Origin of the sequence: Mesorhizobium sp. B2-9-1, from assembly GCF_006439455.1 — a bacterium.
GTDB lineage: Bacteria > Pseudomonadota > Alphaproteobacteria > Rhizobiales > Rhizobiaceae > Mesorhizobium.
The window spans coordinates 65,570-92,288 of sequence record NZ_VFTP01000010.1; the positions used below are offsets into that span (position 1 = coordinate 65,570).

A 26,719-nucleotide genomic window follows, 5' to 3' on the forward strand; every position below is an offset into this window, starting at 1 on the left:
TCATTCCTGAGAGCAGGCCCATTCGATCGCGGTGGAAAGGTCAATCGCAGCGGTCTATGTAAGGATGAGGACCCCAACAAATAGCAGGCAGGATCATGACCACACATTCGCGCGGCGTTTCGGCAAGCATCGACCCGGTGAAGCTCGACAGGCTGGCGGAAGTCGCCGTCAAGGTCGGGCTGCAGCTGCAGCCCGGACAGGACCTGGTGCTGACCTCCTCGATCGCGGCACTGCCGCTGACCCGCCGCATCGTCGAGCACGCCTATAAGGCGGGCGCCGGGCTGGTGACGCCTATCTTCAACGACGACGAGATCACGCTGGCGCGCTTCCGCTATGGCGCCGACGCCGGCTTCGACCGCGCCGCCGGTTGGCTTTACGAAGGCATGGCGAAGGCGTTCTCCAACAATGCGGCGCGGCTTGCGGTGCGCGGCGAGGATCCGTCGCTGCTGTCGTCGCAAGATCCGGCCAAGGTGGCGCGCGCCAACAAGGCCAACTCGATGGCCTACCAGCCGGCGCTGGAGAAGATCACCGGCTTCGACATCAATTGGAACATCGTCGCCTATCCCGACCTTGCCTGGGCAAAACAGGTCTTTCCGGGTGAGCCGGACGACGTCGCGGTGGTGAAGCTTGCCGACGCCATCTTCTCAGCCTCGCGGGTCGACGTCGAGGACCCGATCGGCAATTGGAAGGCGCATAACACCGCCTTGGCCGAGCGCACGAAATGGCTCAACGAGCACAGTTTCCACGCGCTGCATTTCACCGGGCCAGGCACCGACCTCACCGTCGGGCTGGCGGATGGCCATGAATGGATGGGCGGCGCTTCGACGGCGAAGAACGGCATCACCTGCAACCCGAACATCCCGACCGAGGAGGTCTTCACCACGCCGCATGCAAGACGCGTCGAGGGCCACGTCTCCTCGACCAAGCCGCTCTCCTACCAGGGCACGCTGATCGACGACATCTCGGTGCGCTTCGAAGGCGGGCGGATCGTCGAGGCCAAGGCCTCGAAGGGCGAGGACGTGCTGCAGAAGGTGCTCGACACCGACGAGGGCGCGCGGCGGCTCGGCGAGGTGGCACTGGTGCCGCATTCCTCGCCGATCGCGCGGAGTGGGCTGTTGTTCTTCAACACGCTGTTCGACGAGAACGCCGCCTGCCACATCGCGCTCGGGCAGTGCTATTCGAAATGCTTCGTCAACGGCGCGTCACTCAGCCAGGACGAGATCGCGGAGCGCGGCGGCAACAAGAGCTTCATCCACATCGACTGGATGATCGGGTCCGACAGGATCGACATTGACGGCGTGGCCAAGGATGGCGGCCGCGTGCCGGTGATGCGCAAGGGCGAGTGGGCGTAACGGTACTTTTGGTCGCGCAATTCCGGACGGACGGCTACGGCGAAGTCGCCGAGCCCAACCGCTGCACACTTTGCCGGAGCTTGGCAAAGGAGGCGTAAGTGGCCTTCGACATTGCGGTGAAGCGTGTCTATGAGCCGCCGGCGAAAGCCGACGGCCAACGGGTGCTGGTCGACCGCATCTGGCCGCGCGGCGTCAGCAAGAAGGACGCCGAACTGACGCTATGGCTGAAGGAGATCGCGCCGAGCGACGCGCTGCGCAAATGGTTCGGGCACGACCCGGAGCGCTGGGCCGAGTTTCAGAAGCGGTATCGGGCCGAGCTCGACGCCAACAAGGAAGCGGTGGCGCAGCTGCGTGGTCTGTTGCGCGAAGGCAAGGCGACGCTGCTCTACGGCGCGCATGACGAAGCGCACAACAATGCGGTGGCGCTGGCGGCGTACCTAAAGGCGTAAACGTTGAGATGCTGGCGGGACAGCGCCCCCCTCTGTCCTGCCGGACATCTCCCCCTCTTGGGGGGAGATTGGCAGCTCCGGTGCCCCGCTAATTCCTGCAAGGTTGATTGGCGAAAGCCGGCGTGAAGGCTGATCTCCCCCCTTGAGGGGGAGATGTCCGGCAGGACAGAGAGGGGGGCGAAGGAACTCGACGTAAGTGGTCGAGCCTCATTCCCCGCCCACCGCCTCCTCGTAAACCTCCGGCTTGAACCCAACGATAACGCCATCCCCCACCTCAAGCACCGGCCGCTTGATCATCGTCGGCTTGGCGAGCATCAGCTTCCTCGCCTTCTTCTCATCGAGCGCTTCCTTGTCCTTCTCCGGCAGCGCGCGAAAGGTCGTGCTGCCTTTGTTGAGCAGCTTTTCCCAGCCGACCTTGCCGATCCAACCGCTGAGCCTCTCCGCCTCGATCCCCTCTGCCCGGTAGTCATGAAAACGATATGGCACGTCATGGCTCTCCAGCCAGACGCGCGCCTTCTTGATCGTGTCGCAGGTGGTGATGCCATACATGGTGATGGTCAAGACGGGCCTCTGTCACATGAGCTTTCGAATCCGGCAGGAGCCTAGGCCGGCCCTATAAGCTTTGCCAGCGCGCCGGCGCGATTTTGCTGGGGCACGGTGGCCGACCAGCTTGCGGATTATGTGAAGACGATTTGAGAAGCAGACATGGCGACCGGAACACCAGCCCGGTCGCCATCTCTGATTTCAAGTTTACGTCGCGAAAGAAGCGAGACGCCTCAGGCCGATCGGCTTCAGTAATAGAAACGCTCTTCGCTGATCTTGCCGTTCTTGACGGTATAGAGGCCGACCTCATCCATCTTGACGCGCTCGCCGGTCGATTTGGGCGTTATGTCGAAGCTGAATCGCAGCGCAAACTGGTCGCCATTGACATAGGGACCCTCGATCGAGCCGCCGTGAACCTCGTGGTTGGCTTCCCACCAGGCGCCCTTTTCCTTGACGGCCTCCTTGCCGTTGCAGACGGCCATCGGCCCTTCCATCGCCTCGTAGCTGACGATGTCGTCGGCATTGTATTTCGCGGCAGCGCCGTGGTTGTCGCCTCGCTTGAGGAGCTCGGTGAAATCCTTGGCAATTTCGGCAGTGGTCATGATTTCCTCCCGGTTTGGACCAGACATCAAGTAGGTATCGATCGTTCGCCTGCCATCGACGGCCCCCTCCACAGGTGACAAATCCTGTCAGGATGGTGAGGCTTGCGCGCTGATGATAAGGACGATTCGAGATGCTCACATGACAGCATGCGCGTCGTCCCGATCGGTCAATTGCCAGCGCCTGATGACCTGGTATCGATTCTGACGCAGGAAGCTGTGTATCAACACGAACTCGCGCACAGTCCAACCGATCGGCTCAACTGCCCGCTCCTCAACTTTCGGAACGCGTGCTTTGTCACGCAGCAAAGTAACATGCGGCGCCATTGAATTCGGGACAAAAGGCTGCAACGGGCTATCGAAAAGCGCTGCCGTGAACGCCCGCCAAAAGGCTTCAAATTGTGGGACGCCATCACTTGCCCGCAAGACCAATGCACCGCCGCCAAAGGCCGAAAGACGGTTGAAAGAGACATCAAAGACCTGGGCTCGTACCAGTGAGCCCGCGTAGCAGGCATCCTCAACCAAAAGCCTCGGCAAGCCGTCGTAATCACCGAGCATGACAAGCGAGATATGGCGATGACTGGGACGAACCAACTTGCCTCCAAGTCCCAACTCTCGTTGCCAAGCCACAGCACGCGATTCCAGAATAGGGGCGATCATCTGTTCGGCAAGGATGGCGAAGAACAATCGATCAGTCGGATCGTGGCTGGCTCGATCCCACCGGAAAAAAGCTTGGCCGTTCCTGCCGATCCCGTACCACGGTTCTCCATTCACGGCTGATCCTTTCGGATGTCGTCCAAAGAATCAGACTAGAACAAAACAAGAACAAACTACAAGGGAGAATAGCACCCGCGCTCGATCGCCAGCCGCCGAACCAGCGCCAGCACGGTGTCGATGGTCGGCGTCGGCTGGCCGGTCAGGCGGCCGAGCTCCTGCACGGCGGTGACCAGCGCGTCGATCTCCATCGGACGGCCGCGCTCAAGGTCCTGCAGCATCGAGGTCTTGTGCTCACCGACATCGCCGGCGCCCTTGATGCGACGATCGACGGGGATGAGGAAGCGCACGCCGAGGCGCTCACCGATCGCCTGCGCCTCCAGCATCATGGCGCGGGCGACGGCGCGTGCGCCTTCGTCGGCGACGATGGCCGCAAGCGTGCTGCCGGTCAGCGCCGAGATCGGGTTGAAGGAGAGATTGCCCCAGAGCTTCACCCAGATCTCCGAGCGGATGTCCTCGCGCACCGGCGCCTGCAGCCCGGCCTTGACCATTTCGCGTGCCAGCGCGGTGGCCCGCTCGCTCTTTTCGCCCGAAGGTTCGCCCAGCGAAAAGCGCGTGCCTTCGACATGGCGGATCAGGCCCGGCGCATCGACCTCGACAGCGGGATAGACGACGGAGCCGATGACGCGCTCCGGTCCGATGCGCTGCCAGATCGCCCCACCTGGATCGACCGCGTCCAGCCGCGTGCCTTCGAGAGCGCCGCCCGCCTTGTAGAAATACCACCAGGGCACGCCGTTCTGCATGGTGACGACGGCTGTCGCCTCGCCCAAGAGCGGCGCGATCTCGTCCAGCGCCGGGGCCAGCGAATGCGCCTTCAGCGCCAGCACGACATAGTCCTGCACGCCGAGCTCCTCGGCGCGTGCCGCTGCTTTCACCGGCGCCACTGTTTCCTTGCCGTTCTCGATCAGGCGCAGGCCGTCGGCCTTAATCGCTTCCAGATGCGCGCCGCGCGCCACGATGGACAGATCGACAGGACCGGAGATCGCGAGCTTCGCGGCGAGGTAGCCGCCAATGGCGCCGGCGCCGAAGACGGTGATGCGCATCAGCCGAGCCCGAGCTTGGCCGCCAGCCCGATGCGCTGCAGCTTGCCGGTCGCGCCCTTCGGAATCTCGTCGAGGATCACCACCTTGCGCGGCACCTTGAAATCGGCGAGCCGGGTCGATGCAAAGCCACGGATATCGGCCTCGCTGGCGCTCTGGCCTTCGCGCAGCACGACGGCCGCCGCCACCTCCTCGCCCAGCTTGTCATGCGGCATGGCGAAGGTGACGACCTGCGCCACCGCCGGATGATCCATCAAGACGCCGTCGACCTCGAGCGGCGAGATCTTCTCGCCGCCGCGGTTGATGATCTCCTTCAGCCGGCCGGTGACGCGCAGATAGCTATCCTCGTCGAGCACGCCCTGGTCGCCGGTGTGGAACCAGCCATGGGCGAAGGCGCTGGCATTGGCATCCGGGTTCTTCTCGTAGCCTGCCGTGACGTTGGGTCCGCGAATGACGATCTCGCCGACCTCGCCGGCTTTGAGCAGCCGCCCGTCCGGCGCCATGACGGCGACTTCCGGTCCGGCCGACGCGCCGACGCTGCCGGGCTTGCGCAGGCCCGGCGGCAAACGGTTGGACGCCATCTGATGCGCGGCCTCGGTCATGCCGTAGGCCTCGATCACGGGGCAGCCGAAGGTCTTCTCCAACTCGGCCATCACCTGCGCCGGCAATGACGCCGACGACGAGCGGACGAAGCGCAGCTTCGCCTCGGCAAGCTGCTCGGGATTGCGGGCGGCGCGCGGCAGGATCGCCTGATGCATGGTGGGCACGGCGGTGTACCAGCTGGGCTTGGCTTCGGAGAGCCACTGGAAGAAGCGCAGCGCGTTGAAGCCCGGCGTGCAGAAGACGCTGCCGCCGGCGGCGAGCGAGGACAGCACCGCGGCGATCAGCCCATGGATATGGAACAGCGGCATGATGTTGAGGCAGCGGTCGGCCGGCGTCAGGCCGAGCGTCGCGCCGATATGCGCCGCCGACGCCGCAAGGTTGGCGTGGCTGAGCGGCACCAGTTTCGGACGCGACGTCGTGCCGGAGGTGTGGAGCAGCAGCGCAACATCGCTTTCCGCGGCGAAGCCAGACGAGACCGGCGATCCAACCGGCTCACCCTCGATCGTGAAGGTTCCGGACGGCGCGCCCTCCGGCACCAGCAGCCGCAGCACAGGGATACCCAGGCGCCCGGCGACTTCGACCGAGGGACCTGCCTCGTCCTTACCGACGAGGATCGCCTTGACGCCGATATCGCTGAGATAAAAATCGAGCTCGTCGGCACGATAGGCCGGGTTGAGCGGCGCGGTGGACGCAGCCGCCGCCACCGTGATGAAGGCCGTGGCCATCTCCAGGCCGTTCGGCAGCACGATGGCGACGCGGTCGCCGCGGCCGATGCCGAGCGCGTTCAAGCGCGCGACGGTATCGCGGATCAGGCGGCGCAGCCCGCCATGCGAGAGGGCCGTCCGTTCCGGCGCGGCGATGGCCGGCGCATCGTCGGCGCCGGGGGCAAGGCGATGGGCGAGATCGGTGGCGTTTTCGCTGTTCGTCATGGTTCCAGACTATGTTTCGAACGATCGGCTTATGTCCAGCGCCGCTCAATATCCGAGCGCCAGGCCGTCCTTGCGCGGGTCGGACGCCCCGGTCAGCGTGCCCTTTTCCCAGTCGATCAGCACCGCCTGCCCGCCGCCCAGCGGATGGTCGGGCTCCACAACACGATGACCACGCCGGCGCAGGCCTTCAATGGCCTCGGGATGCACGCTTCGCTCGGCCTCGACGACGTCGTGGTTGAAGAACACCCGCGCCGCATCGATCGCCTGCTGCGGGTCCATGCCGAAGTCGATCATGTTGGTCAAAAGATGCACATGGCCGAATGGCTGGTAGCCGCCACCCATCACACCGAAAGGCATGAGAGCGCGGCCATCCTTCGTCATCATGCCCGGCATGATGGTGTGCATCGGCCGCTTGCAGGGCGCTATCACATTCGGGTGCTTCGGATCGAGGCGGAAGCTCGAGCCACGGTTCTGCAGCACGACCCCGGTCTTCGGGCCGACGACGCCGCTGCCGAACGAATAATAGGTCGAGTTGATGAAGCTCACCGCATTGCGGTCGCGATCGACGACGCTGATATAGACCGTGTCGCTGCCGGGAAGATCGAGACGCGGCAGATCGGTCATGGCGCGCTCGGGATCGATCGCGGCGCGCAAGCTGTCGGCATAGGCGCTGGAAAGCAGCGCCTTGACCGGGACATCGACATGGTCCTGGTCGGCGAAAAAGGCATCGCGATCCTGATAGGCGAGCCGGCCGGCCTCAATCTCGAGGTGCAGGCGCGCGGCGCCGTCCGGATCGAGCTTGCCCAGCTCGAAGCCCGAGAGCACGTTCAGCATCAGAAGCGCGGTCAGGCCCTGGTTGTTGGGCGGCATCTGGTGGATGTCGTAGCTCCGATAGGCGGTGCTGACCGCGCTCCGGTAATCGCCCTTGGTGGCGGCGAAATCGTCGAGCGTATGCAGGCCGCCGAGCGCGCGAAGCCGTCCGACCAGATCCTCCGCGACCTCGCCTTCATAGAATCCGGCGCGGCCCTTCCTGGCGATGATGCGCAGCGTCTCCGCCAACTCCGGCTGGCGATGGATGTCGCCGGCCTTCGGCGGCTTGCCGCCCGGCAAAAAGATGCGCGTGGCCACCTCGTCAGCCGACAGGTCGGTCTCGGGATCCTTCCAGTCGAAGGCGACGCGATCGTGCACGACATAGCCTTCTTCCGCGTAACGAATGGCCGGAGCGAGCGCGTCGGCCAGGCCCTTGCGGCCATGATCCTCCAGCAGCCGGCACCAGGCGTCGACGGCGCCTGGGATGGTGACGGCGTGCGGACCCTGCTTCGGAAGCTCGCTAAATCCCTTGTCCAGATACCAGTCGATCGTCGCGGCCTTTGGCGCACGGCCCGAGCCGTTGAAGGCAAGCACGTTCGCGTCGCCCTTGGGGCAGTAGAGGACAAAGCAGTCGCCACCGACGCCGGTCGACTGCGGCTCGACCACCGCCTGCACCGCGGCCGCGCAGACCGCGGCGTCCATCGCGTTGCCGCCGGAGCGCAGCATGTCGATGGCCGCGAGCGTAGCGAGCGGATGCGAGGTCGCGGCCATCGCCTCGGTGGCGCGGACCGGCGAGCGGCCGAGAAACTGGAAATCACGCATGCGGGTCTGGGTAACCTTGTATCAACGTCCGCGGCCGAAAACTGGGCGGCGGACAACAAGACGATCGATAGCACGATCAGACACGTCGCAATGGCGGCGATCGTCGGGTCGATCCGGTCGCGCAGCTCTCTTCGTCATTTTCGCTTCTCCAACCGGTGTCCTGCTGTCATCGATTTGGTATGCGAATTTGTATACAATTTTGAGTGTAGTTCGTCGAAAGCCGATGTCAACGTCGGACGTGCGGTTGACCGTTGGAGGCGGGACGCTTGAGCAAGGAGAGAAAGAACACGTTGCGCGACTCGGTGTTCGAGGCGCTGAAAGCGTTGATCATCACCGGCCAGATCCCGCCGGGCGGCCGCGTGACGGAAAACGAAATCGCCGAGCGCCTGAAGGTGAGCCGCACGCCGGTGCGCGAGGCCTTCAACCGTCTGGAGCGCGACGGCCTGGTAATCGGGCGGCCGCGCCAGGGCTATGTGGTGGCCGAATTCAACCTGACCATGTTCCGCGAGGCTTTCGACATCCGCGAATTGCTCGACGGGCGCGCGACCGAGCTGGCGGCGGCAAACGCGACCGCCGCCGACAAGGCAAGGCTGCGCGAGATGCTCGCCGAATGCGAGCGGCTGGCGGCGATCCCGGATCGCAGCACCAGGGAGAAATTCGAGGAACTCCAGGTCGGCATCGACCTGCACCGGGCAATCGCCGAAATCGGCGGCAACGGGATGCTCTACGGCATGCTCTGCGGCATCCTCGACAAATGCCAGCAATATGTGTGGACCGAGCTGTTGTGGCTGGACGAGTGGAAGCTCACCCGCGAAGAACATGCCGGTATCGTCGACGCGATCTGCGCCGGCGATGTCGCCTTGGCCGGCGAGCGCGCCCGTGCGCATGTGCGCGGCTCACGCGAGAACATCCTGCGCCTGCTGCAGGCCAAGTCCGATTATCAGGGATTCTTCGCCAAGGCGTCTTGAAGCGCCTATCGCATCAGCTGGAAAGCATGGGGCAGTTGGCGCCGAGCCGCAGGCTGACATAGGCTACGTCGCCGACGCTGAATTGAGAACCGTCGGCGCGGCGCGGGGCGTCGATGACGATCGGGACCCCCTGCCCTAGCTCGGCATGCAGGCGCAGGGTGCGGCCGTGGAAGACGACGCCGCTGACACGTGCCGGCGCGGTGCCTTCGCCGGCTTCACCGACAATCAGGAGATCTTCCGGCCGCACGCCGATGGTTCGCGTGTCTCCGGCGGCCGGCGTCTCGCCGCTGTCCGAGATCGCCTCCAGCGGCAGGTCGCCGGCGGCAAAGCGCAGGCGCTCGCCGTCGCGGCCGACAAAGCGCGAGGGCAACAGGTTCATCGTGCCGATGAAGGAGGCGACGAAACGCGTTGCCGGACGGTCGTAAAGTGTGGCCGGCGGCGCGATTTGCTCGATGCGGCCCTTGTTCATGACGACGATGCGGTCGGAGATCGACAGCGCCTCGGTCTGGTCGTGAGTGACCATGACGAAGGTGGTGCCCAGCCGCGACTGCAGCCGCTTCAATTCGACCTGCATCTGCTCGCGCAGATGCGCGTCGAGCGCCGACAGCGGCTCGTCGAGCAGAAGCACGCGCGGCTCGCAGACGATCGCGCGGGCTAAAGCGACGCGCTGACGCTGGCCGCCGGAGAGTTCGGAGACGCGGGCGCGCAGCTTGTCGGCGAGCCCTACCATGTCGAGCGCCTCGCGGACGCGTTTGGCCTGCTCGGCGCGGGTGAGCTTGCGCAGCGACAGGCCGAAGCCGACATTGGCCGCGACGTCCATATGCGGAAACAGCGCATAGTCCTGGAAGACGGTGTTCACCGGCCGGTCGAAAGGCCGCAGCCCGGTGATGTCGCGGCCGTCGAGCAGCACATTGCCGCTGGTCGGGCTCTCGAAGCCGGCGATGACGCGCAGGCTCGTCGTCTTGCCGCAACCGGAAGGGCCGAGAAGGGTCAGGAACTCGCCCGGCGCGATGTCGAGGTCGACGGCTTCGAGGCCGACAATGCCGCCAGCAAAAACTTTCGAAACCTTCTGCAGCCGAACGAGCGCATCAGGCGCCATCGCGCACCTCGGACGGTTTTGTCGTGTTGACCCAAAGGATCTGGCAGCGCTCGGCGCCCGGATTGCGGAAGGCATGCAGCAGCGTACTCTTGAAGGCGAAGCTGTCGCCGGCCTTGAGGACATAGGTGCTGGCGTCCACCACCAGCTCGACCTCGCCCGCCATGACGAAGCCAAATTCGTGACCGGCATGGGCGTAGGCTTCTGCCGTGCCGCCGCCGGCCTCCACCGTGACCAGCATGCCGGTCAGCGTCGCGGCCGGCGGCGACAGGAGCGCCTTGGCGATGCCTTCGGATTTCACCGGAATCTGCCGTCGCTTGTCGGCGCGCACGCAATAGAGATCGTTGACCGCTTCGTTGCCGTCGGCGATCAGCGCCGACGGCTCGATGTCGAGCGCCGCCGCGAGCGGCCAGATCACCTTGACGCGCAGCGACGACATGCCGCGCTCGATCTGGCTGAGCGCGCCGATGGAGATGCCGGCCTTGGCCGCGAGCTCGGCCAGCGACAGCTTGCGCTCGAGCCTGAGCGCCCGCACGCGCCGGCCGACGCGGATATCGGCATCGTCTTTCGACCTCTCGGCGGCTTCGTCAAAGACATCCATGCAATGGTCCTCGTTATCTTTCCCTTCTCCCCTTGTGGGAGAAGGTGGATCGGCGCGAAGCGCCGAGACGGATGAGGGGTGTTCCAGCGGAGTGAGACGTTTGTGTTCCCTGGAGCACCCCTCATCCGGCCGCTTCGCGGCCACCTTCTCCCACAAGGGGAGAAGGTAAGGACGCTCAGCCCCCGGCCTTCACCTTCTCGAACATCTTTGCCACGTCGTCATTCTGCTTCATCGGGCCGGTGAAGATGGTGCTCTTCAGCATCACGTCCGGATCCGCAGGCAGCTGCAGCTTGTCCAGCTCTTCCTTCGATACCCCGGCAAACGCGGTGCTCAGCGAGCTGCCATAGCCATAGGACTGGATCAGGAATTTCCCGGAGTCGGCGTCGAGGCGGCTGTTGATGAAGTCATAGGCGAGGTCGACGTTCTTGGCGTCCTTGAGCATGACGAAGCCGCAGGCCCAGGTCAGCATGCCTTCCTTCGGCTTCATGAACTCGACCGGCACGCCCTGCTTCTTGAGCGAGGTGGCGGACGCGTTCCAGGTCATGGCGGCGACCAGTTGGCCGCTGGCCAGCGCCTGCTCGACCGAGGTCATGTCGGTGGTGTAGCTCGACATGAGCGGCCGCTGCTCGCGCAGCTTTTCGGCCACCTTGTCCATCTGGTCCGGCGTCATGTCGAAGGGGTTCACGCCCGCCAGGAGGGCCGCGACGATCGGCGTGTCGTGCACGGCGTCGATGGTCGCCATGCGGCCGGCATATTGCTTATCCCACAGAAGGTTCCAGCTCGCCTCGGGGTTCTTCACCAGGTCGGTGCGGTAGAGGATCGAGGTGTTGCCCCAGTCCCACGGCACCATCCACACCTTGCCGTCGCCGGCCTGCAGGTCGGCCAGGTTCTTGAACACCGGGAAGATCGAATCCCAGTTCTTGATGCGCTTGGTGTCGATCGGCTGCAGCAGGCCTTCCTTGTTCCAGCGCGCCACCTTGTCGTAGCAGGGATGCGCGATGTCCGGGCGGAAGCCGGCCTTGACCTTGGTGAAGGCGTCGTCATCATCGCCGAAGATCGTCGCCTCGACGCCATCGGGATGCGCGGCAAGGAAGCTCTTGTTGAAGTCGGGCAATTCGTAGCCCGACCAGGTGAAATATTGCAGCTTGTCGGCGGCAAGCGCGACTGTCGACGACAGCGCGAGCGCCAGCGCGGCAAGGCCGGCCCGGGCTTTGTGTCCGGCGATCGATTTCAGGTGGACTGTCATTTTCGTTCTCCTCTTCTTTGTTGTGGTTCAGGCTGGATTGCGGCGCGCGGCGCCAAGACCGCGGTGGCGAAGGATTTCGGCTGTGCCAGCGATGACGAAGGAGACAATGAGGATCACCGTGCCGAGCGCCATCACGGTCGGGAGCGAGCGCGGGAAGCGCAGCTGGCTCCAGATGTAGAGCGGCAGCGTCGGCTCGGTGCCGGCGAGGAAAGAGACGACGATGAACTCGTCGAAGGAAATCAGGAAGGAGAGCATGAAAGCCGACAGCACGGCGGGCGCACTCAGCGGCAGCATCACGCGCCGGAACGTCGTCCAGTCGGAAGCGCCGAGATCGAGCGCCGCCTCGCGGATCGTCTTCGGGATGGCGGCGAAGCGGCTGCGCATCACCACCACCGTCGTCGGCAGCGCGACGAGGATGTGGCCGAGCACGATGGATATCCGCGACGGGCCGAGGCCGATGAGGTTGACCAGGATCAGAAGCGAGATGCCGACGATGACGCCGGGGATCAGGATCGGCAGGCGAGCAATGGCGCTGATGGTGGCGGCGAGCGGTGAACGGCCGTAAAGGTCCATATAGGAAACGGTGATGCCGCAGAGCGTCGCGCCGAAGGCGGCGATGACGCCGATGACCAGGCTATTGGCCAAGGCGCCGGACAGTGCTGGGTTGCCGTAAAGCGTGCGGTACCATTCGAGCGTAAAGCCTTGCAGCGGAAACGCCGCCTGGATCGAGTTGTTGAAGGAAAACAGCGGGATCAAGAGCACCGGCAAATAGAGGAAGACGAGATAGCCAAGCACGTAGAGGGCGAGCCAGCGGCCGTCGCTTTTGGTGTCTGCCCGGACGCTCATGTGCGGCTGCCAAACCGGCGGTCGGCGCCGCGCGCGACCAGCACCACGCAAAGGATGACCAGCATGACGCATACCGAGAGCGCGGCGCCGAATGGCCAGTCATTGGCCTTGCCGAATTGCGACTGGATCAGCGTGCCGATCATGGTGCTGGCCGGGCCGCCGACCATGGCCGGCGTGACATAGTCGCCGACCGTCGGCACAAAGACGACCAGCGCCGCCGCCAGAACGCCCGGCATAGAATTGGGCAGCACGACGCGGCGGAAGCTGGTGAAAGGCCGCGCGCCGAGATCGGATGCAGCCTCGAGCAGCGATTTGGGGATCGTGTCCAGCGCCACATAGATGGGCAGGATGGCGAAGGGCGCATAGGCGTGCGCGAGCGTGACGACCACCGCGGCCGGCGTGTTGAGGAAGGCGAGCGTCGGCTCCTCCCAAAGGCCGGTCTCGATGAAGGCCGAATTCAGCACGCCATTATAAGCAAGCACGATCTTCCAGGCGAAGACGCGAAGCAGATAGCTGGTCCAGAACGGCAGCGTGACCAGGAAGAGCAGCAGGTTGCGGCGCCGCCCGGCATGAAAGGCGAGATAGTAGGCGACCGGATAGGCGGTAACGACGGTGGCGAGCGTCACGAGGCCGGCAATGACCAGCGAGCGCAGCGTCACCGTCCAATAGAGCGGATCGGTTGCGACGGTGACGAAGTTCTCCGCTGTCAGCCCGACACCGAGCAGCGAGCCGTCATTGCCCCTGAAGGCGAGAAAGACCACCAGGCCGAGCGCGAACAGGATGAGGAAGAAGGTGACCAGCCCGCCCGGCAGCAGCATGGCGAAGCGGAAGACCGGCGAGATGCGGTTTTCCGGCAGGGGCCGTGTTGCGGCGATGGTCGACATCGAAGTGCCTATTGGCTCCATCGGATTTTTGAAATCACCTGATGCTTTTTCATATTCATGAAACTGTCAAGCAGATTCGCTTGTGCGCTGCACGCATTCGGCGTCAGCGTTCGAACGCATCGAGCATGCGGTACCAGGTGATTGCCGCGGCAACCCCGACCTGGCGGAAGGCGTGGAACGGGATCGGCTTGATCGGCGACAGCGGAAACGGCAATTGCCGAGCGTCGCCGCTCGCGAGGTAATTCGCCATGCGCTTGCCCAGCGCGCTCATCAGGCCGACGCCCCTGCCCTGGCAGCCGACGACCGCCAGCAGGCCTTTTTCCGGTTCATGCAGATGCGGCAGGTGGTCCGGCGTCAGCGCCACGCGGCCGAACCAGCGCTTTTCGATGGCGATGTCGGCAAGCGCCGGATAGAGGCGGATGAGCGCGCGTTCGCAATGCGCCCAATCGGCGGCGCTTGAAGGCAGCGCCGTGCGGCCGCGACCGCCCAGCACCATCCGGCCATCGGGACTCCGGCGGTAGTAGACCAGGATGCGACGAGAATCGGAAACGGCCTGACCGCCCGGCAGGATGCTTGCGGCAAGCTCGGCCGGAAGCGGCGCGGTGGCGATCTGGAAGGAATGCAGCGGCACGATCGTCTGGGCAAGGCCCGGCAGCAGGCCGTCGGTGTAGGCATTGGTGGCGAGCACGACCGCCTTGGCGCGCAATTCGGCGCCGCCTTGCGTCGAAACCCGCCAGGCGCTGGCATCCTTGGAGAGCTTCACCACCCGCTGCTGCTCGGCGATGCTGGCGCCGGCGGCCGAGGCGACGCGGGCGAGCTCGAGCGTGTAGGACAGCGGATCGATGACGCCGGCGCGGCGGTCGAGCCAGCCTCCGAGATACCCTTTGGCGCCGGTCATGGCCGCGATCTCGGCCTGATCGAGCAATTTGACGTCGGCACCCCGCGAGCGCCATTGGCGATCCCGGTTCGCCGCTGCCTTCAGCGCGGTCTCGGTGTGCGCGGCCTGGATCCAGCCTTTGCGCGTGAACGGCACCGCCAGCTTCTCGTCGCGGATCACATCGAACACGGCATCGGCCGTCGAGGCGGCGAACGCGACCAGGGCTTCGCCGCGCTCCTTGCCGAAGTGTTCGATCAGCCACTCCGGATCGTATTTGAGGCCGGGGATGACCTGGCCGCCATTGAGGCCCGAAGCGCCCTGCCCGATCGCGCCGGCATCCAGCACCTGAACGGAAATGCCCGCGCGCGCCGCATGCAGCGCGGTCGACAGCCCCATGATGCCGCCGCCGACGATGACCGCGTCCAGCGTGGCACCGGCCGAAAGCTCCGACTGGAACGCCATGGCCGCCTGGGGCTTCCGCCAGATCGGATCGGAGAAGGCTGCGGCCAAGAAGGTCACCTATACGCTGGAGCTTCGTGAAAATCCTATCGCCGATTTCATGAATTTGAAAGAGCGCTTGGATGGGCCAGTTCGGCTGTGGCTGTGTGACAGCACATCCATGGTCATAAATGTTGCGGCTGGCGGGATAGACGTTTTCGCGAAATCGGGGAAAAGTGCCGCGCGCGAAAAAATCGAGAGGAATGATGCCATGACCGATCCGACCCGCCTGCCCGCCGATGGAATTTTCGTCGGCCGCGCCAAGACCAGCGCCGCTTCCCATCCGCTGGTGGTGACGGTGCGGGACGGCGAGGTGATCGACATCACCTCGAGCGCGGCGCCTACGGTGCGCGATCTTTGCGAGTTGAAGGATCCGGCCGGCTATCTGCGCTCGGCCAAGGGCAAGGCGATCGGCGCGCTGGAAGAAATTGCGGCGAACAGCTTCGAGGCCGAACGTGATGCCGGTAAGCCCATCCTGCTGTCGCCCGTCGACCTGCAGGCGGTGAAGGCCTCCGGCGTCACCTTCGTCGTCAGCCTGCTCGAGCGCGTCATCGAGGAGCAGGCGCGCGGCTCGGCCGAAAAGGCGGATGCCATCCGCGCCGACATCGCCGGGCTGATCGGCCACGATCTGTCGAAGCTAAAGCCCGGCTCGCCGGAAGCGATGGAGATCAAGGCCAAGCTGATCGCGCGCGGGGCCTGGTCGCAATATCTCGAAGTGGGCATCGGCCCGGACGCCGAGATCTTCACCAAATGCCAGCCGATGGCTTCCGTCGGCTTCGGCGCCGATGTCGGGCTGCACCCCGTCTCCACCTGGAACAATCCCGAGCCTGAGATCGCCATGATCGCCGATAGCTCGGGTCGCATCGTCGGCGCCACGCTCGGCAACGACGTCAACCTGCGCGACGTCGAGGGGCGCTCGGCGCTGCTCCTCGGCAAGGCCAAGGACAACAACGCTTCCGCATCGCTCGGGCCGTTCATCCGGCTGTTCGACGAAACCTTCTCCATCGCCGACGTGAAGCGCGCCACGGTGCGGCTCCGCGTCGAGGGCGAGGACGGCTTCTCGCTGGAGGGCGCGAGCTCGATGGCCGAAATCAGCCGTTCGCCGGAAGAGCTGGTCAAGGCGGCGATGGGACCGCACCACCAGTATCCGGACGGGCTGGCGCTCTATCTCGGCACCATGTTCGTGCCCTCGAAGGACCGCGGCGAGAAGGGCAAGGGCTTTACCCACAAGGTCGGCGACATCGTCACCATCTCGTCGGAAAAGCTCGGCGCGCTCACCAACCGCGTACGGCTGTCGCCCGATTGTCCGCACTGGACCTACGGCGCCAGCCATCTGATGCGCGACCTGGCCAAAGCGGGTCTGATCTAACGCCGCACCGGAAGGGCGGTTGCTTGGAGGCCAATCCGCGCAGCGGATGGTCGATGGTGTTGTTTGCCCAACGAATATCACTGCTGCTGATGCAATCTGATGGGATTGCTGATGGCGCGAGCGCCTGTGCCAACATCCATTGGCGATGGAGGCTTGCCACTGCCTGAAAAAGAGAATGCTCTAGACGTTCCGGTCGGCGCGGGCAGGAGATGCGGCCAAGGCCACATCGCGCCGATCCAGGAGGAGAGTTCAACATGGGAGGAAATCGAATGCTTTCGCGGCTAAGACTGCTCGTGCTTGGCTTGATCGCCATGCTCGCCATTCCGGCGATGGCCGAGGCCAAGACGTTCTACTGGATTTCGCATGGCGGCCCTGCCGATCCGGTCTGGACCTACTTCCTGGCCGGCGCCAAGCAATGGGCGAGCGACACCGGCAACAAGGTGAACACCTCGTTCCACAATGGCGATGTGGCCTCGCAGCAGGAGGCCGTCCGCGCCGCCATCTCGGCCAAGGCCGACGGCATCGTCACCACCAGTCCGGATCCGGGCAGCCTTGTCGAGATCGTCAAGGAAGCGCGCGCGGCCAATATCCCGATCATCAACTTCAACACGCCCGATCCGAAGGCCAACTTCAACGCCTATGTCGGCGGCGACAACGTCACCTTCGGCAAGCACTGGGCGCAATATTTGGTCGACAAGGGCCTGGTGAAGAAGGGCGATTTCGTCTGGATGCCGGTCGAGGTCCCCGGCGCCACCTATGGCGTGCAGGAAGAGGAAGGCATCAAGAGCGTGTTCGGGCCGGCCGGCGTCACCTATGAGGTGACAGAAGCGACGCTCGACCAGGCCGAAGTGATCAACCGCATGGTCGACTATCTCACCGCCCACAAAGGCAAGGTGAAGGCGATCATCGGCCTCGGCGACCTCGTCACCGGCTCGATCAAGCGCGTCTTCGACCAGGCCGGCGTCAAGCCAGGCGAAATCCCGGTCGTCGGCTGGGGCAACTCGCTCGACACCACGCAGGAAGTGCTGAACGGCTACGTCAATGCCGGGCAGTGGCAGGACCCGCAGGCGACCAGCTATGTGGCGCTTTCGCTGGCCAACATGGCGGCCAGCGGCATTCCTCCAGGCTTCAACGTCATCACCGGCGCGCTCTATGAGAAGGACACCGCCGGCGTCTACGACAAGATCCTGTCCGGCAAATAATCCTTGGCATCTACGGTCGCGGCTTTCGGGCCGCGGCCGCTTTCCTGTACCGTCGAGCCCTGCCTGATCGGAGTGGGCTTTAGCCAATCATCCACGCCGCGGGCTCAATGGAAAACCGTTCCTTCATTCAAAGTTTCATCGCTCGAGCGGAATTCGGCCCGCTGGTGCTGCTTATCGTCGAGCTCGTCGTCTTCTGGGGCATCAATCCCGACTTCCTGTCGCCGCAGAACATCTCCAACATCCTGGCCTTCACCGTCGAGCTCGGCCTGATCGCGCTGGCGATGACGCTCTTGATGACATCCGGAGAATTCGACCTCTCGGTCGGCTCGCTGTTCGGCTTCTCGCCGGTGCTGATGTGGACGCTCTTCAACAGCGGCGTCACCTCGCTGGAAATGGGCCTGCTGATCGCGCTGATCGTCGCTGCCCTGATCGGGCTGGTGAATGGCTGGTTCGTGACGCAGCTCAAGATCCCGTCCTTCCTGGTGACGCTCGGCATGCTGCTGGTCGTGCGCGGCTCGGCGCTGTTCATCACCGACGGCTTTCCGCAGAGGACCTGGAGCGCCGAAGGCAGCTGGCTGGCGAACATCCTGGTCGGCGACTTCTATGTCGGGCCGTTCCGCATCTACGCCTCGCTGTTCTGGTTCATCGGCGCTGCGATCGTGCTGGGTTACGTGCTGACGCAGAGCCGCACCGGAAACTGGATCCAGGCCGCCGGCGGCAATCCGAACGCAGCCCGCGCGCGCGGCGTCAACGTCAGCCGCGTCAAGGTCGGCCTGTTCATCCTGTCGGCGGTGATGGCCTCGCTCGCCGGCGTGATCTCGTCGCTCCGCACCTCCGCAGCCAACCCCAACAGCGGCACCGGATACGAGCTCGAGGTCATCGCCATGGTGGTGATCGGCGGCACGGCGCTGACCGGCGGACGCGGCACCATCATCGGCACCGTGCTCGGTATCCTGATCCTGCGCGTCATGCGCAACGGCATTGTGCTGATCGGCGTGCCGGGGCTCGCCTACAACATCTTCATCGGCGCGATCATCCTCGGCATGATGGCGCTGCATTCATGGCTCGAGCGCCGTCACCAGGCAGGAACTTAGGACGATGGCCGAACCGCTCATCCGCATGGAAAATATCCGCAAGTCCTACGGGCGCGTGCAGGCGCTGGTGGACGCCAACTTCCACGTCAATGAAAAGGAGATCGTCGGCCTGCTGGGGGACAACGGCGCGGGCAAGTCGACGCTGATCAAGGTGTTGTCGGGCGCCGTGCCGCTGACCAGCGGCGACATCCTTATCCGCGGCAAGAAGGTCATGCTGCGCAGCACCAGCGACGCCATCGCCCACGGCATCGAGACGATCTACCAGGATTCGGCGCTGGTCACGCAGCTGTCGATCGCGCGCAACCTGTTCCTCGGGCGCGAGCCGATCAAGGCGCCGCGCTTCCTGAACCGCATGGACCAGGACGCCATGAACGCGGTGGCGCGCGACCTGCTCAGACAGGTCGGCATCACCAAGAACATCCCACCGACGACACCGATCGGCTCGCTGTCGGGCGGCGAGCGGCAGGCCGTGGCGATCGCCCGCGCCATGCATTTCGACAGCGATCTCATCATCCTTGACGAACCGACCAACAATCTCGGCGTCGCCGAGACGCAAGGGGTCTTGAGCTTCGTGCGCAGCGCCCGCGATTCAGGGCATTCCTGCATCTTCATCGCGCACAACATCCACCACGTCTTCCAGGTGGTCGACCGCATCGTGGTGATGCGCCGGGGCAAGGTGGTGGCCGACGACATCGATCCGAAAAAGACAACGGTCGCCGAGGTCGAGCGCGTCATCACCGGCATGTCGGACAAGGAAATCCGCGACGCCATCGCCGACGGTTCGCAGCATGGCTGAGGGCTGACCGGCAGGCGGATCGGCGGCCGGCAGCCGCTTCACGCCCGCCGCTGGCACAGGATTGCATCAGCGCCTATGACTGGACCCATGAAAGCCACCGTAGCCGATATCGCCCAGAGTTGCGGCCTGTCGACCGCGACCGTCGACCGGGTGCTCAACAACCGCCCGGGTGCAAGCGCTGCCAACCGGCAGCGCGTGCTGGAGGCGGCCAAGCAGCTCGGCTACCTGCCGACGCTCGATCAGGTCGTGCTGCCGTCGAAGCCGGCGCATCTCGAATTCTTCCTGCCGATCGGATCCAACGCCTTCATGGCCGATCTCGCCCATCACATCGAGGACTATGCGGCGCGCCTTCCGCTGGTCGCCTCCTGCCGCATCCATAACCTTGCCGGCATTTCGCCAGGCGCGCTGCAGAGCGCTGTGGAGAACCTGTCGCTCAAGGCCAATGGCGTCGGCGTGATCGCCGTCGACCATCCGCGCACACGCAACATCCTGCGCGAGCTGGTCGATGCCGGGATCAGGCTGGTCACGCTGATCTCGGATGTGCCGGCGGCACCGCGCTCGGCCTATGTCGGCATCGACAACCGGGTGGCGGGCCGCACGGCGGCGCTGCTGATGGGCCGCTTCCTCGGCGGCCGTGGGGGACATCTGGCGATGGTGGTCGGCTCGCGCTCCTATCGCGGCCACGAGGAGCGCGAGATGGGCTTTCGTTCGGTGCTCGCCGAAGAATTTCCCGACCTCACGGTCTCAAGCGCGGCCGAAAGCAACGACGACCCGGACGCCAGCTACCGCGCGACCGTCAAGGCGCTGCACGACGAAACGGATCTGCTCGGCATCTATTGCGTCGGCGCCGGACGCTCCGGCGTGGCCAAGGCGTTGCTGGAAGCCAAGCCGCGCAGGAAGCCGGTCTTCATCTGCCACGACCTGACCAAGGAAACACGGCGCTATCTCGTCGACGATCTCGCCGATGTCGTGATCGACCAGAATGCGCGGCTGATCGCCGAGCAGTCGGTGATCCGCCTGCTCGGCTCCATCGCCTCATCGGCACCGTATCTGACGAAGAAATTCATCGAGCCGCGGCTGATCTTCAAGGAAAACGTCCCGGTGCAGTAGCGCGGGGCGCGCCGCTCGCTTATTTGTCTGACGATTGATCCCGCAATTCTGCACACCAGCTATGCAGGTTTCGCAATTGCCGAATCGTTAGGCACCTCGTATTTATCTGGGTGTCGGCCGTCTCCTCCTCCCAGATGTGATGCCGACGCTGAGTGCGGTACACCTCCTCCCGTGCCGTATTCGAAATCGAGCCCGCTGCCACCTCCTCCCGGCAGCGGGCTTTTCTTTGCCCGCAGCTTCCCCTCACTCCACCGCTCTCGCCTAGGAGTGCCGGTGCGCCATAACTAAGCTTTCAGGACATTCTGCATCTTCGTCAAATGGCCTTTTCCGCCCGTCTGACGCAGGGATTTTTGAAAAGGTTGCGGTTTGTCTTGGTGCAAGATTTCCGTTCATTTGCGTGAAATCAGCGCAAACGCTGGAGATTGGTTGAAGCCGCCCCCAACCTCGTCATTCTATGGCGGAGCAAGGAGCGTAGCGACGCGGCGCAGACCATAGAATCCATTCCGTGACTTCGAAGCGCCGCCACGGTGGAGAATTCTGCTCCGTTGCACGTCCTGGCGAAGGTAACGGCATGGATTCCAAGGTCTTCGCGCGTCGCTTCGCTCCTTGCTCCGCCCTGGAATGACGAAGGGGTAGGCGTTTCGGCCAATCTCCAACGCGTGCCACCTGCGAACGCAAAACAGAGCCGACTGAAGCCGACCGGTCAAAACCCCTGTGCAGTGCCACTAGCCGGGGCGCGTCGTCCCCCTCTTAGGGCGGCTGAAAAGGGCGACCTCGGAGATCAGCGCGCCCGGAACGAAGCAATCAGGCTTTCGGCCATGCGCACGAATTGCGCGCTCGGACCTTCGGCGCCGACGCTCTGCATCGAGACGCGCGCGCCTTCGAGCAGCAGCGACAGCGTGTCGGCGAGAAGCTCGGCCTGGCCGATGCCGGCATCGCGGCAAAGCGCGACCAGCTTTTCGCGCTGGGCCTCCTTCAGTTCCTTGATGACGCGCCTTGCCGGGTGATCGGTCTCGGTGAGCTCGACGGCGGCATTGGCCATATCGCAGCCGCGGCTGTCGGCGCTGAGCAGTTCCGAAGCCTTTTGGACCCAAGCATGCAACTGGGCGAGCTTGTCGCCGGGATGCTTGGCCTCGAACTCGTCCCAGATCCTCGAAGCCTTCGCCGCCGTTGCGCGCAGGCATTCGACGATCAATTCGTCCTTGGACTCGAAGTGACGGTAAAGCGTCATCTTGTTGGTGCCGGCAGCCTCGGTGATGGCGTCGACGCCCACACCCTTGATGCCGTGCTTGTGGAACATGTCCTGCGCCGTCTCCAGGATTCGATCCCGGGGACGGGAACGCTCCGCAACGCCGTCAGTCATCATGCTCTCCTTTCGTCGTTTCCAAAAAAACCGTCGCCACCTCTTGACTAGGGTGTTACCGGTCTGTAACTTCCAGCATGTTACTTACTGGTAACACCTATATCACTCGCCGTCAAACGACAAGGCCCTCCGATAGCCCTGCCAGAGTGAGATGGGACGCAAAACCTGCCTGTCATGCGGCTTTGGCCGGTGAAGAACGAGAAAAAGCGGTCCGTGATCAAGCGATGCGGACCGAGCAAGGAGCCACTCCTATGCAAAAGCGCAAAGACCTGACGATCGACGAAGCCATCCGGGATCCGATGATCCGGCTGGTGATGAAGGCGGACGGGATCGACCCCAAAGCCTTCGAACGGATGCTGCGCCAGCGCGCGGCTGACCAGGCGCCGGGCAACATCCCGCCATCCTTCCTGCAGGATTCCGGCTCCGGCCGGGCCCGGCGCCTGCGCCATTTCGCAAACCCGTTCGGCGAGGCGTCCGCATCATGGTGAACTTCTTCATCCACCGCCCGATCTTCGCGTCGGCGATCGCCATCATCATGGTGCTCGCCGGTGCGATCGCCTATTTCCTTTTGCCCGTCTCGCAGTTCCCCGACATCACGCCGCCGCAGGTCGTGGTCAGCGCGCATTATCCCGGCGCCAGCGCCCAGGTCGTGGCCGATACGGTCACCACCCCGCTCGAGCAGCAGATCAACGGCGTGCAAGGCATGACCTACATGTCGTCGACGAGCTCGAATGACGGCTCTTCCACCATCACCATCACCTTCGACGTCGGCTATCCGCTGAGCACGGCGGCCGTCGACGTGCAGAATCGCGTCAGCCAAGCGGCATCCTCCCTGCCGGCCATCGTCAACCAGGGCGGCGTGACGATCAAGAAGCAGAACCCCAATTTCGTGCTGATCGTCGACCTGACCTCGCCCGACGGTTCGGTCGATCCGGTGGCGCTGAGCAACCTCGCCTATCTGCAGGTGGTCGATCCGCTGAAGCGCCTCCCCGGCGTCGGCGACGTGCAGATCTTCGGCGAGCGCCGTTATTCAATGCGCGTCTGGCTCGATCCGGACAAGCTTGCCAATCTCGGCATCACCGCTGTCGACGTGCAGAACGCCATCGCCGAACAGAACGTGCAGGTGGCGGCCGGCAAGATCGGCCAGTCGCCGGCGCCGGCCGGCACCGCCTTCGAGATGCAGGTCAATGCCGTCGGCCGCCTTAGCGACCCGAAGGAATTCGGCGACATCGTCGTGCGCGCCAATTCGCAGAACGGCTCGCTTGTGCGGCTGCGCGACGTCGCCCGCATCGAGCTCGGCGCGCTGCAATATTCGTCCTCCGCCTTCTTCGGCAAGGATCCGACCGTGGTTTTGGCCGTCTACCAGATGCCGGGCTCCAATGCGCTTGACCTGCAGCAGCGGGTCAAGGACAAGATGCAGGAGCTGTCGCAGCGTTTCCCGAAGGGCGTCAGCTACGCCATGCATTACGACACGACACGCTTCGTGTCGGCCTCGATGCATGACGTGCTGATCACGCTCGGCGAAGCGCTGGTGCTGGTCGTCGCGGTGGTGTTCATCTTCCTGCAGAGCTGGCGCACCACCATCATCCCGACCATCGCCATTCCCGTCTCGCTGATCGCGACGCTGGCGGTGATGTACATGCTGGGCTTCTCGCTCAACATGCTCTCGCTGCTCGGCATGGTGCTGGCGATCGGCCTTGTCGTCGACGACGCGATCGTCGTGGTCGAGAATGTCGAGCGACAGCTGGAAGCGGGGCTCAAGCCGCTTGCCGCGACGCGCGCGGCGATGGCCGAGGTGACCGGGCCGATCATCGCCACCACGGCGGTGCTGATGGCGGTGTTCGTTCCCGTCGCCTTCATCCCGGGCGTCTCCGGCCGGCTCTACAACCAGTTCGCGCTGACCGTCGCGATCTCCGTCGGCATCTCCGCCTTCAACTCGCTGACGCTCTCGCCGGCGCTGAGCGCGGCATTCCTGCGCCATCGCGGCGAGACCCAGTTCGTGCTGTTCCGCTGGTTCAACGCCGGCTTCGACTGGCTGTCGCATGCCTATGCGCATGGCGTGCGCCTGCTGATCAAGCTGCGCTGGGCCATGCTCGTCCTGTTCGCGGCCGGCCTCGTCGCCACCTATTTCGTCTGGCAGAAACTGCCTTCGACCTTCCTTCCCGTGGAAGACCAGGGCTATTTCTTCGTCGTCATCCAGCTGCCGGACGGCGCTTCCTTGGAGCGCACCGACGCGGTGGCGCAAAAGGCGCGCGACATCCTGCAATCGACGCCCGGCGTCGACATCGTCGGCTCGATCAGCGGCCTGAACTTCCTGACCAGCGCCGCCCAGTCGAATTCGGCGGTGGAGTTCGCGATCCTGAAACCATGGGACGAACGCGGTCCTGACCAGAGCGCCTCGAAACTGGTCGAGCAGGTGCGCGGCAAGCTTCTGCAGATGCCGGATGCGTTCGCGCTCTCCTTCGACCCGCCTTCGATCCCGGGCATCGGCACCACCGGCGGCTTCGAGTTCCAGGTGGAAGATCTGTCGGGGCGCGGCAGTGCGGCGCTGAATGACGTCACGCAGGCGCTGCTCGCCGAGGCGCGCAAGCAGCCGGAGCTCAACCCGCAGCAGCTGTTCTCATCCTTCTCGACCTCGACGCCGCAGTTCAACTACGACCTCGACCGCAGCAAGGCGAAGCTGCTCGGCCTCAACCTGCCGGACGTCTTCAACACGCTGCAGATCTATCTCGGCTCGCTCTACGTCAATGACTTCAACCTGTTTGGCCGCACCTTCCGCGTGACCATCCAGGCCGACAAGGACGCGCGCGCCGACGCCACCGACATCTCGCGGCTCTATGTGCGCAACGCGTCGGGCGGCATGGTGCCGCTGAGCACGCTGGGCAGACTGGTGCCGATCGTCGGGCCGGAGACCGTGCCGCATTACAACAACAACGCCTCGGCCCTGATCAATGGCGGCGCTGCCCCCGGCTTCTCGTCCGGACAGGCGGTGGCGGCCATGGAGCGGGCGGCGGCGAATGTGCTGCCGCGCGACTTCGGCTACGAATGGACTGGCATCACTTTCCAGGAGCTCAAGGCCGGATCGATCGCCTCTGTTGTGTTCGGGCTAGCGATCGTCTTCGTCTTCCTGATCCTGGCGGCGCAGTATGAAAGCTGGGCGATGCCCTTCATGGTGCTGCTCGCCGTGCCGCTCGCTTTGTTCGGCGCCTTCATCGTGCTGATGCTGCGCGGCATGCAGATCGACGTCTACTCGCAGATCGGCTTCGTCATGCTGATCGGACTGGCGGCGAAGAACGCGATCCTGATCGTCGAATTCGCCAGACGCCGGCGCGAGGAGGGTCTCACCATCGTCGAAGCGGCGATGGAAGCGGCAAGGCTGAGACTGCGGCCGATCCTGATGACCGCCTTCGCCTTCATCCTCGGCGTGCTGCCGCTGATGTTCGCGACGGGCGCCGGTGCAGCCAGCCGGCAATCGATCGGCACCACCGTCTTCGGCGGCATGGTGGCGGCGACGATCCTGTCGCTGGTCTTCGTGCCTGTCTTCTACGCCGTGATCGAGCAGTTGCGCGAACGTGGCGAAAGCGAACCTGCCAAGGCGCACGACGATGCGCCTCGGCAAGACGAAATTGAACCGACCGCCGAGCCGGCGCTTCAGCCGCTCGCCCAGGCGGCTGAATAAGATTGGAGATCAATTATGCGTAGATGGAAAATCGCCTTGGGAACGGCCGTCGCGCTCGGCGCGATCTCGGTGGCCAGCGTGCACTTTCTCGACATGGGCAATTTGAGCGGCGGCGCAGCGGGTGCCGCGCCAGCGCCGGCGGCCTTCGTGATGCCGGTGCCGGTGGTGAATGTCGTGAAGAAGACGCTGCCGATCTATCTCGACTACGCCGCGCGGGTGGAGTCGATCCGCAGCATCACGCTGCAGGCGCGCGTGCCGGGCTATCTGCAGGAGCAGAATGCGGCCGACGGCAGCGACGTCAAGCAGGGCGACCTGCTCTACCGCATCGCGCCCGACGACTATCAGGCCGCGCTGGAGCAGGCGAAGGCGCAGGTGCAGCGCGATAGCGCGACGCTCGACTATGCAAAGTCCAATCTCGGCCGCGGCACCGACCTCGCCAAGGCCGGCTATCTCGACAAGGACAGCTTCGACCAGCGCACCAGCAATCTGCGCGCGGCCCAGGCCGCCCTTGCCGTCGACCAGGCGGCGGTGCGGACGGCCGAGCTCAATCTCGGCTATGCCGAGATCAAGGCGCCGTTCTCGGGACGCATCGGCCGTAACCAGGCTTCGGTCGGCACGCTGGTCAGCGTCGCCGGCACAGTGCTCAACACGCTGGTGCAGCTCGACCCGATCTATGTGACTTTCAATCCGAGCGAGAGCGATCTGGTGCAGATCGAGCAGGCGAAGGCCGCCGGTCCGATCGCCGTCGACGTGCTCCTGCCCGGCGAGACCCAGCCCAGCCAGAAGGGCGAGTTGACCTTCATCGACAACACGATCGACCATTCGACCGGCACGATCACGGCGCGCGCCACGATCGGCAACGCCAAGTTCACGCTGCTGCCTGGACAGTATGTGCGGGTGCGGCTGCATGTGAAGGAACAGCCCAACACGCTGATGGTGCCGCAGGTGGCACTCGGTTCCAGCCAGCTCGGCAAATACCTCTATGTCATCGGCAAGGGCAACACCGTCGACCAGAAGCTGGTCTCGCTTGGGCCCACCGACGGCGACCTGATTTCCGTGACCTCCGGCATCTCGGAGACCGACCAGGTGATCACGGGCAATTTGCAGAAGATCGGACCCGGAATGCCGGTTTCTCCCTTGCCGCAACCGAAACCGGCCAGCTGATAACC

At 64.5% G+C, this 26,719-nt stretch carries 24 protein-coding genes; 11 read left to right on the plus strand and 13 right to left on the minus strand.

All coding sequences use genetic code 11. The annotated features are described in order from the left end of the window. Window positions 1-95: 95 nt before the first annotated feature. Window positions 96-1,352 (plus strand): aminopeptidase, encoded by a 1,257-nt coding sequence (locus FJW05_RS18385; RefSeq protein ID WP_140634610.1) that lies wholly within the window; start codon window positions 96-98, stop codon window positions 1,350-1,352. A 98-nt stretch (window positions 1,353-1,450) separates the two neighbouring features. Then, complete coding sequence (locus FJW05_RS18390) at window positions 1,451-1,801, plus strand: DUF488 domain-containing protein (protein WP_140634612.1); 351 nt, start codon at window positions 1,451-1,453, stop codon at window positions 1,799-1,801. Window positions 1,802-2,008: 207 nt separating this feature from the next. On the opposite strand, the gene FJW05_RS18400 is transcribed toward FJW05_RS18390, so the two are convergent. From FJW05_RS18400 to ggt, 6 genes are all read right to left on the minus strand, one after another. Next, entirely contained in the window at window positions 2,009-2,362 is a 354-nt protein-coding gene (locus FJW05_RS18400) for an ArsC family reductase (RefSeq protein WP_140634614.1), read from the minus strand. A gap of 230 nt (window positions 2,363-2,592) precedes the next feature. Beyond that, complete coding sequence (locus FJW05_RS18405) at window positions 2,593-2,946, minus strand: nuclear transport factor 2 family protein (protein ID WP_140546912.1); 354 nt, start codon at window positions 2,944-2,946, stop codon at window positions 2,593-2,595. A 135-nt stretch (window positions 2,947-3,081) separates the two neighbouring features. After that, a complete protein-coding gene (locus FJW05_RS18410) occupies window positions 3,082-3,717 on the minus strand; it encodes a 2'-5' RNA ligase family protein (RefSeq protein WP_140634616.1) in 636 nt (211 codons plus the stop codon). A gap of 56 nt (window positions 3,718-3,773) precedes the next feature. Further along, window positions 3,774-4,760 carry a 2-dehydropantoate 2-reductase gene (locus FJW05_RS18415; protein WP_140634618.1) on the minus strand — a complete coding sequence of 329 codons (987 nt, stop codon included), beginning with the start codon at window positions 4,758-4,760 and terminating at the stop codon, window positions 3,774-3,776. Then, window positions 4,760-6,289: an acyl--CoA ligase gene (locus tag FJW05_RS18420; protein ID WP_140634620.1), complete on the minus strand. Its 1,530-nt coding sequence runs from the start codon at window positions 6,287-6,289 to the stop codon at window positions 4,760-4,762. Before FJW05_RS18420 ends, FJW05_RS18415 begins: the two co-directional genes overlap by 1 nt. A gap of 45 nt (window positions 6,290-6,334) precedes the next feature. After that, complete coding sequence (ggt, locus tag FJW05_RS18425; protein WP_140634622.1) at window positions 6,335-7,921, minus strand: gamma-glutamyltransferase; 1,587 nt, start codon at window positions 7,919-7,921, stop codon at window positions 6,335-6,337. 266 nt (window positions 7,922-8,187) lie between these two features. Here ggt and FJW05_RS18435 point away from each other — a divergent pair, with 266 nt between their 5' ends. Next, window positions 8,188-8,889, plus strand: coding sequence for a GntR family transcriptional regulator (locus FJW05_RS18435; protein ID WP_181164991.1), 702 nt, complete (start codon window positions 8,188-8,190; stop codon window positions 8,887-8,889). Window positions 8,890-8,902: 13 nt separating this feature from the next. Here FJW05_RS18435 and FJW05_RS18440 read toward each other — a convergent pair whose 3' ends face one another. From FJW05_RS18440 to FJW05_RS18465, 6 genes are all read right to left on the minus strand, one after another. Further along, on the minus strand, window positions 8,903-9,988 hold the full coding sequence (locus tag FJW05_RS18440) for an ABC transporter ATP-binding protein (protein WP_140634626.1): 1,086 nt from the start codon (window positions 9,986-9,988) through the stop codon (window positions 8,903-8,905). After that, window positions 9,978-10,586 (minus strand): cupin domain-containing protein, encoded by a 609-nt coding sequence (locus FJW05_RS18445; protein ID WP_140634628.1) that lies wholly within the window; start codon window positions 10,584-10,586, stop codon window positions 9,978-9,980. The genes FJW05_RS18440 and FJW05_RS18445 overlap by 11 nt, the downstream gene beginning before the upstream one ends. Window positions 10,587-10,761: 175 nt before the next feature. Further along, window positions 10,762-11,832, minus strand: coding sequence for an ABC transporter substrate-binding protein (locus FJW05_RS18450; RefSeq protein WP_140634630.1), 1,071 nt, complete (start codon window positions 11,830-11,832; stop codon window positions 10,762-10,764). A gap of 27 nt (window positions 11,833-11,859) precedes the next feature. After that, window positions 11,860-12,678, minus strand: coding sequence for an ABC transporter permease (locus tag FJW05_RS18455; RefSeq protein ID WP_140634632.1), 819 nt, complete (start codon window positions 12,676-12,678; stop codon window positions 11,860-11,862). After that, the gene (locus FJW05_RS18460) at window positions 12,675-13,562 is read right to left on the minus strand and encodes an ABC transporter permease (RefSeq protein ID WP_140634634.1); all 888 of its coding nucleotides are present in this window, start codon (window positions 13,560-13,562) and stop codon (window positions 12,675-12,677) included. Before FJW05_RS18460 ends, FJW05_RS18455 begins: the two co-directional genes overlap by 4 nt. A 103-nt stretch (window positions 13,563-13,665) precedes the next feature. After that, window positions 13,666-14,949, minus strand: a complete 1,284-nt coding sequence (locus tag FJW05_RS18465; RefSeq protein ID WP_140634635.1) for an FAD-dependent oxidoreductase — start codon at window positions 14,947-14,949, stop codon at window positions 13,666-13,668. 199 nt (window positions 14,950-15,148) lie between these two features. Here FJW05_RS18465 and FJW05_RS18470 point away from each other — a divergent pair, with 199 nt between their 5' ends. The 5 genes from FJW05_RS18470 (at window position 15,149) to FJW05_RS18490 (ending at window position 20,508) form a co-directional block, all read left to right on the plus strand. Continuing rightward, the gene (locus tag FJW05_RS18470; protein ID WP_140634637.1) at window positions 15,149-16,306 is read left to right on the plus strand and encodes a fumarylacetoacetate hydrolase family protein; all 1,158 of its coding nucleotides are present in this window, start codon (window positions 15,149-15,151) and stop codon (window positions 16,304-16,306) included. A 269-nt stretch (window positions 16,307-16,575) separates the two neighbouring features. Continuing rightward, window positions 16,576-17,508 carry a substrate-binding domain-containing protein gene (locus tag FJW05_RS18475; RefSeq protein WP_140634639.1) on the plus strand — a complete coding sequence of 311 codons (933 nt, stop codon included), beginning with the start codon at window positions 16,576-16,578 and terminating at the stop codon, window positions 17,506-17,508. A gap of 107 nt (window positions 17,509-17,615) precedes the next feature. Next, a complete protein-coding gene (locus tag FJW05_RS18480) occupies window positions 17,616-18,602 on the plus strand; it encodes an ABC transporter permease (RefSeq protein ID WP_140634641.1) in 987 nt (328 codons plus the stop codon). A 4-nt stretch (window positions 18,603-18,606) separates the two neighbouring features. Continuing rightward, window positions 18,607-19,398 carry an ATP-binding cassette domain-containing protein gene (locus tag FJW05_RS18485; RefSeq protein ID WP_140634643.1) on the plus strand — a complete coding sequence of 264 codons (792 nt, stop codon included), beginning with the start codon at window positions 18,607-18,609 and terminating at the stop codon, window positions 19,396-19,398. Window positions 19,399-19,485: 87 nt separating this feature from the next. Next, window positions 19,486-20,508, plus strand: a complete 1,023-nt coding sequence (locus FJW05_RS18490; RefSeq protein WP_140634645.1) for a LacI family DNA-binding transcriptional regulator — start codon at window positions 19,486-19,488, stop codon at window positions 20,506-20,508. Between the two features lie 781 nt (window positions 20,509-21,289). Here the strand turns inward: FJW05_RS18490 and FJW05_RS18500 are convergent. Next, entirely contained in the window at window positions 21,290-21,871 is a 582-nt protein-coding gene (locus FJW05_RS18500) for a TetR/AcrR family transcriptional regulator (RefSeq protein WP_140544202.1), read from the minus strand. A gap of 251 nt (window positions 21,872-22,122) precedes the next feature. Between FJW05_RS18500 and FJW05_RS18505 the strand changes: the two genes are divergently transcribed. The 3 genes from FJW05_RS18505 to FJW05_RS18515 are packed head-to-tail and all read left to right on the plus strand — an operon-like array spanning window position 22,123 to window position 26,714. After that, window positions 22,123-22,359 (plus strand): hypothetical protein, encoded by a 237-nt coding sequence (locus tag FJW05_RS18505; protein ID WP_095768759.1) that lies wholly within the window; start codon window positions 22,123-22,125, stop codon window positions 22,357-22,359. Then, on the plus strand, window positions 22,353-25,550 hold the full coding sequence (locus FJW05_RS18510; RefSeq protein ID WP_140634647.1) for a multidrug efflux RND transporter permease subunit: 3,198 nt from the start codon (window positions 22,353-22,355) through the stop codon (window positions 25,548-25,550). The genes FJW05_RS18505 and FJW05_RS18510 overlap by 7 nt, the downstream gene beginning before the upstream one ends. A gap of 15 nt (window positions 25,551-25,565) precedes the next feature. Continuing rightward, window positions 25,566-26,714 (plus strand): efflux RND transporter periplasmic adaptor subunit, encoded by a 1,149-nt coding sequence (locus FJW05_RS18515; RefSeq protein ID WP_140634649.1) that lies wholly within the window; start codon window positions 25,566-25,568, stop codon window positions 26,712-26,714. The last annotated feature ends 5 nt before the right edge of the window (window positions 26,715-26,719 follow it).